At 65.5% G+C, this 304-nt stretch carries 1 protein-coding gene; it reads left to right on the top strand.

Annotated elements, in window-relative coordinates; genetic code table 11:
* A partial coding sequence (locus tag SB751_RS29330) for an MFS transporter (RefSeq protein WP_410748945.1) occupies positions 1–304 on the top strand: 304 nt, incomplete at both ends.

Here is a 304-nt window from a genome sequence, read left to right as displayed (position 1 = left end):
CAAGCGATCCTGCTCGGTTCGTATCCGAAGGCGAAAAGCGCCACCGCGCTCGCGCTATGGTCGATGACCGCGACGGTCGGCCCGATCGCCGGTCCCGCGCTGGGCGGGTGGATCACCGACAGCTACAGCTGGACGTGGATCTTCTACATCAACATCCCGGTCGGCATTTTCGCGGCCACGGTCACGTGGATGATCTATCGCTCGCGCGAAACGCCCACGCGCAAGCCGCCGATCGATCTGGTCGGCCTCGGGCTGCTCGTCGCGTGGGTCGGCACCTTGCAGGTCATGCTCGACAAGGGCAAGG

The organism is Cupriavidus sp. SIMBA_020, from assembly GCF_046535395.1.
Classification (GTDB): Bacteria; Pseudomonadota; Gammaproteobacteria; order Burkholderiales; family Burkholderiaceae; genus Cupriavidus; species Cupriavidus campinensis.
The sequence above is the reverse complement of the archived record's forward strand: the minus strand, read 5'-3'. Positions and strand labels throughout refer to the sequence as shown.